Origin of the sequence: Moorena sp. SIO4E2, from assembly GCF_010671945.1 — a bacterium.
Classification (GTDB): domain Bacteria; phylum Cyanobacteriota; class Cyanobacteriia; order Cyanobacteriales; family Coleofasciculaceae; genus Moorena; species Moorena producens.
Window position 1 is genome coordinate 1 of record NZ_JAAHIE010000484.1, and the last position, 5495, is coordinate 5495.

General features: G+C 44.2%; 2 protein-coding genes and 3 pseudogenes. 1 reads left to right on the plus strand and 4 read right to left on the minus strand.

Features of this window, described 5'->3' with window-relative positions; genetic code table 11:
• Positions 1-178, plus strand: a pseudogene (locus F6K37_RS31090) (ISKra4 family transposase); the annotation flags it as partial.
• An 11-nt stretch (positions 179-189) separates the two neighbouring features.
• On the opposite strand, the gene F6K37_RS31095 reads toward F6K37_RS31090, so the two are convergent.
• The 4 genes and pseudogenes from F6K37_RS31095 to F6K37_RS31110 all read right to left on the minus strand — a co-directional run bounded on the left by F6K37_RS31095 (position 190) and on the right by F6K37_RS31110 (position 5457).
• The gene (locus F6K37_RS31095; protein WP_131827095.1) at positions 190-618 is read right to left on the minus strand and encodes a hypothetical protein; all 429 of its coding nucleotides are present in this window, start codon (positions 616-618) and stop codon (positions 190-192) included.
• Between the two features lie 115 nt (positions 619-733).
• A pseudogene (gene ltrA / locus F6K37_RS45755) lies at positions 734-2514 on the minus strand (group II intron reverse transcriptase/maturase).
• A gap of 739 nt (positions 2515-3253) precedes the next feature.
• Positions 3254-4775, minus strand: a pseudogene (locus F6K37_RS45760) (reverse transcriptase domain-containing protein).
• A 439-nt stretch (positions 4776-5214) separates the two neighbouring features.
• On the minus strand, positions 5215-5457 hold the full coding sequence (locus F6K37_RS31110; RefSeq protein ID WP_287254398.1) for an HNH endonuclease: 243 nt from the start codon (positions 5455-5457) through the stop codon (positions 5215-5217).
• Between the last annotated feature and the right edge of the window lie 38 nt (positions 5458-5495).

Consider the following 5495-nt stretch of genomic DNA (forward strand, 5'->3'; position numbering starts at 1 on the left):
GAGCTATTTGAACAAATAGTTGATTGGCTCGGTTCAGAAACAGTGTGCGGTGCGCGAGCATGGGGAATTAGAGACGTTACTACTCGAAAATGGATACGAACTATTGAGACGACTGTTACAAGGTTACTTGGATAGACGAAGTAACGACGAAATCGAGGGTGATTGTTTAGGTAGGGACGGAGTAAACAGCTAGCAGGGCGACAAAGGGGATTGAAAACTAGACAGGGCAAGCTCAATAGCACGTTTGCCCTGATTGTAATGGAGAATCCAACGACGATTAATTTGCAAAAGTTCAGACAAAGTTTGTTGGCACAATTGCTGTAGGCGGAGCCAATGATGAAGATGTTGACCAATATAAAAAGAGCTATGTCTACGTTGTGAAGTTGAGGAAGTTTCCGGTCGTGCTACATATTTTTGAATGCCAAGACTCTTAATGTTTTGACCGTGGACAAGGGCACTAGTATAAGCAATAGCAACGACAATAAGTAGTTTATTAAGCTGCTGATGTTTCAGTTTGGAGCCTTCAAGATTATAGCCACCTGCTTTAAAATCTCGAAACATCTCTTCAATATCAAAACGCTTTAGGTGCGCTTTCCGTAGGCGAATTAAATTCGCCACGGGTCGCACCTTTTGATAAGCTCGAATAGCTAGGTCTAAATCCACCAAATTAGTTAAGATATACCAAGGTTCTTTGGTAGAGTCGATGCCTAGGTATTATCCTAGGGCAATTAAACTAAGTCAGTGAGTCACCCCACTGACTCGTCTTCAAAACCGTACGTGACACTTTCGCATCATACGGCTCCTCATCATAGGAACCATTGTCGCTGGTACCTCTAAAACGGGTTTTCATCTAACTCTAAGGCGTTGACTTTTTTCCCGTGTTTGGCATCGTGGCAGGTTAGGTGTAGTAATTCCAGATTTTCATCCTTGTTATTTCCACCCAGTGCGCGTGGTAGTATGTGATGCATTTCCATTGAATCCCCAGGTCTGAAGGTAAGACCACAATGAGCGCATTTCCCTTTTTGCTTTCTCAAAAGCCTTCCCGATTGAGCTGGCATTTCAGGATGTTCTCTCATTCTGGTGCTCCAATAGATTAGGTCTCCATCGTAGGGACTTCTGGTATCTTGGATTTTTTTATGCCTTATTATTTCAGTTTTGGCATGTTTTGGGAGGTAATTATCCTCATCTGCCATGAATATCCAATTATCCTCTCCGATGGTTCCCCAATATTTCTTGTTTACCCAGGTTTTGGTTTTCTTTGGGTGTCTTCTATATCCCCATCTTTGGAGTTTGTTCCAGAGCATGTAACCTAAATCTTGGAAGGTTTCTTTGCTACAGACTCCTCTGTAGTAGTTGCACCATCCGCGTATAATAGGTTTGAGGTGTTTGATTAAAGCCTCTTGAGGAGCGGCTTTATGTCTGTCGATGACTTTTGAAAGCCGCTCGAAATGTTCTAGAATTGCATCCTTAGATGGTTTGATGATGGTTTTAAAGCCTTGTTTAGAGTGGTTTTTGCCTACTTTGTACTGACGGATATTAAATCCAAGGAATTCAAATCCGTTAAAGGTATAGGTCATTTTGGTTTTGCTAGGCTTTAATTCCAGACCCATGTCATGTAGCCAATTATTGATGACTTCAAGGCATTCTTCTATCACTTTTTGGTCTTGGTGTAGGATGACAAAATCGTCGGCATATCTGATTAGAGCTAGTCCCTTTTTATAGTGGGTTTTCTTGCCTTTTACAGAATTTGCGTAATCCCATATGGCCTGTTCCATTCCGTGGAGGGCTATATTCGCGCTTTAGTGGAGAGATAACTCCACCCTGAGGGGTGCCCTCATCTGTAGGTGAGAATGTCCCACTATCCATCACACCGGCTTTTAGCCAGGACTTTATTAAGCGTCTCATGGATGGATAGGTATTCAGTTTAGTTAGAAGTGCATCGTGATTGATTTTATCGAAGCATTTGGCTATGTCAGCATCAAGTACCCATTTGGGCTTTTGTTTGATGCTATTGAATATTGCTTCGATGGCATCATGACATGAACGTCCTGGTCTGAACCCATAGGAGTTGGGTTCAAATTTTGCTTCCCATTCAGGTTCTAATGCCTGTTTGGCAAGTGCCTGGAGAGCGCGGTCATACATGGTTGGGATACCCAATGGTCGCTTTTCCTTCCGTCCAGGTTTAGGAATCCATACCCTTCTGGTTGGTTGGGCTTTCTTAGAAACTTTTAGGTTGGAGACTAAAGTAAGCCGTTGTTTTGGTGTTAATGATTTGACCCCATCTACTCCAGCAGTCTTCTTCCCTTTGTTCTCCTGGGTTACCCGTCTGACCGCAATCATCTTGGCCGACCAGGACTTTATCAGAGTCTTTTGCAACTTTCTTACCACGCGGACATCACCACGTTGAGAGGCTTGATATATTCGTTTTTGCAACTTAAAGACATTCTTTTCTAGCTTCCGCCAGTTGACTTTCTTCCATTCCGACTGTGGGGCGAATCCCCGAGTTTTAGACATTTTCATTGCTACTTACAACTACATCTTTTCCTATAACGTGAGTCCGTCAGCATATCCTGGGCATTACCCTAGGCTTTGGCTTCTGACTCAATCTTGCCCTCATATGACATGCGGCTAACTACCTACTCAGTAATCGACCTTACTGAGAGTACATATGAGAGTTATTTCGTTCCTGATAACCATTCTTTGAACTTTTAGGGTGGTACTTTTCACCGGGAACTGTTTGGGAAATCCATTACAAAGGGGAGGAACTTTGTAATCCTAATTCCGTTGAGTTTTTCTCCGTAGCGTGTCAAACCTTTTTTCGCTACATCTCTGTGACGATGATTCAAACGTACCTTTCTCTCGTACCCATGAGTTCTTTGCCTATTGTTGACACCGGTCAGGTTAAGGGTGTTCCAATATTCGACCCTTGCATTAACCCATAGGTTTGTTAGTTCCTATGAATCAGGGTAGGGCTGTCACTCGGATTTCATGAGGGTCAGAAGTTACCGAAAGAATAGTGCAGCCTTTATGGTCAGCAGGTTAGGCATCATAGGAGTAAGGTTTTGTACTAAGGCTGCACTATTCTAAGGTTTTGTCTCCGGGATGGTTTTTCACCACCATGGTTATCAAGTTGTCAGGGTTCATTGAACCAAGCAGCTAATCCCCCAAAACCCTTGTAGGGTAAAGGTTTCTAGCTAACGAATCGCACCCTCTCCTGTCATACCGTACGTGAAGGTTTCCCCTCATACGGCTCCTAGATATCCTGACCTTTCGGTCTGCCCCCATGGATGAGTTGATCACAACTCCGATGTACGGCCATTAGGTTCTTTGGTTTCCAATTGTCGTGGTTTCCATCTATGTGATGGAGGTGTACAGATTCGTTACCTATGAACCTTAGTCCGCAATGTCCACAAGAATGGTTCTGTTTCTTCAAGGCATCTGCTGTAGCATTGTCGTAGAGTTTGCTGTTTCGCTGACTCCAGTAGACTAAGTCTCCGTCATAAGGGGACTTAGTCCCTTTGACCGACACATGCTTGTTTTCGGAGTATCCTACCTTTGGGAATGCTTTCTTGATTAGCCTTTCGGCCTCTGTTCTATCGATTTTCTTTTCCTTCAAAAATTTGCGGTGTGCTGATTTATTAGCAAACCATAAACTATTTCGAGAACCGTCCATCTTGCCATTCCGATGGTAATTCCTCCAGCCCCTGACAATAGGGGCTAATTTTTCTGCCTTGACTTTAGCACCATAATTCGAGCTGTTGGCTACGGCTTTAATCTTCTTCCGGATTGCTTCGTAGTTATCCTCTGAGGGAATGCTCCTAAACTTTCCGTTTTTCTGGAGGAGGAAGTTCCAGCCCAGGAAGTCAAATCCGTCTGTCGTTTTGGTTATCCTGGTCTTTTCTTCACTAATTTCCATCCCGCGTTTCGCTAAAAAGGCTTTAATTTTATTCAATACCTTTTCGGCGTTGTCTTTTGGCTTTAGGAAAATCACCAGATCATCCGCAGATCGGACGCTAGGGTGAATGGCCTCTATTCCATCAAGTGCGATGTTGGCGCTTTTGTGGGCTGACTACTCCTCCCTGGGGCGTTCCTTGTTCAAGGAATTCCGGATTGATGCCAGCTAATAGACATCTGAATATCCCCATTTTCAGACTAGCTGGGGCTAGCAATCTATCCATGATGGATTTGTGGGAGATGCGGTCAAAACACTTTTTGATGTCTAGTTCTATTACTCTTTTCTGGATGCCGTTTTTTCGGGAATTTAGGTTATTGAATATGTATTTTTGGGCATCGTGGGCGCTTCTACCAGTCCTAAACCCGTAACTCCGGGCGTGAAAGGTAGCTTCGTGCGCTGGTTCGAGTGCGAATTTTGCGCTTACTTGCCATGCTCTGTCCGCAATGGTTGGTACTTTTAGAATCCTTACTTTTCCATTCTTTTTAGGGATTGGAATTTCACGGAGACCGGAGTGTTTCCAGTCGAGGGCGTTTTGCCTCAATTCTTCTAATAGTTCTAACCGTTCTTGGTATCTGAGGGCGGTTTTGCCATCTATACCTGCGGTCTTTTTGCCCTGATTTAGCTGTGTCACTTGACGGATGGCCAGGAGTTGAGCCGAGCGGGATTTCAGAATCAGTTTCTGTATAGACCGAGCTTTCCTCAAGTCACCAGCTTGAACCGCTTTATATACTCTTCGCTGTAGGCGGAATAGGTTTCGGCGGAGTTGTTTCCACTTTTGTCCTTTCCAAAGTTCACTGTGTCTGTTCACGTGTCTAACCATACTCTCCATTGATTCGTATATTCTGGATACCCGCAGGCAGTTTCCGCCTGCATCCTACCCGACAGTGGGGATTAAGTAATGCCTTACTTACCGAAGGTACGACCTTCCTTCAGACCCGGTATTGCTGTCGTTTTTACTCGTTCCATTTCCCAGATTGTTTTGGTGATTTAGGGCGGTTCAATTTGCCTGACACCTTCTCGGAGATTGCAGTTAGCAAGGCAAAACCACTGCGAGAATATTTCTTGGTCGGTGTCGCCGGTCGCACATTGTTTAATTCAGGTTGTGGCCGGGACTTTAAGACACTTTTTTAGAACCAGTTTGCCCAGTGTCACATTAAACTAAGCCGGTGAGTCGCCTCACCGACTCGTCTTCAGAACCGTACGTGACAATGCACGCATCATACGGCTCGTCATTATAGGAACCGTTGTCATTGGTACCTCTAGAACGGGTTTCCATCTAACTCTGTAGTATCGATTGTTGTCCCATGCTTGGTATCGTGGCAATGTAGGTGTAACAGCTCTAGATTTTTGTCTAGGTCGTTTCCACCCTTAGCGCGTGGTATTATGTGATGTGTTTCCAATAAATCTCCATCTCTGAAGGTAAGACCACAGTGAGCGCATTTCCGGAAACGAAACCTTAGATAGTGGAGCCTTACTACAAAAGACTTCAACCTTTTACGCATAACCTACCAACTATAAAGGCTCCACTATCTTACGGTAA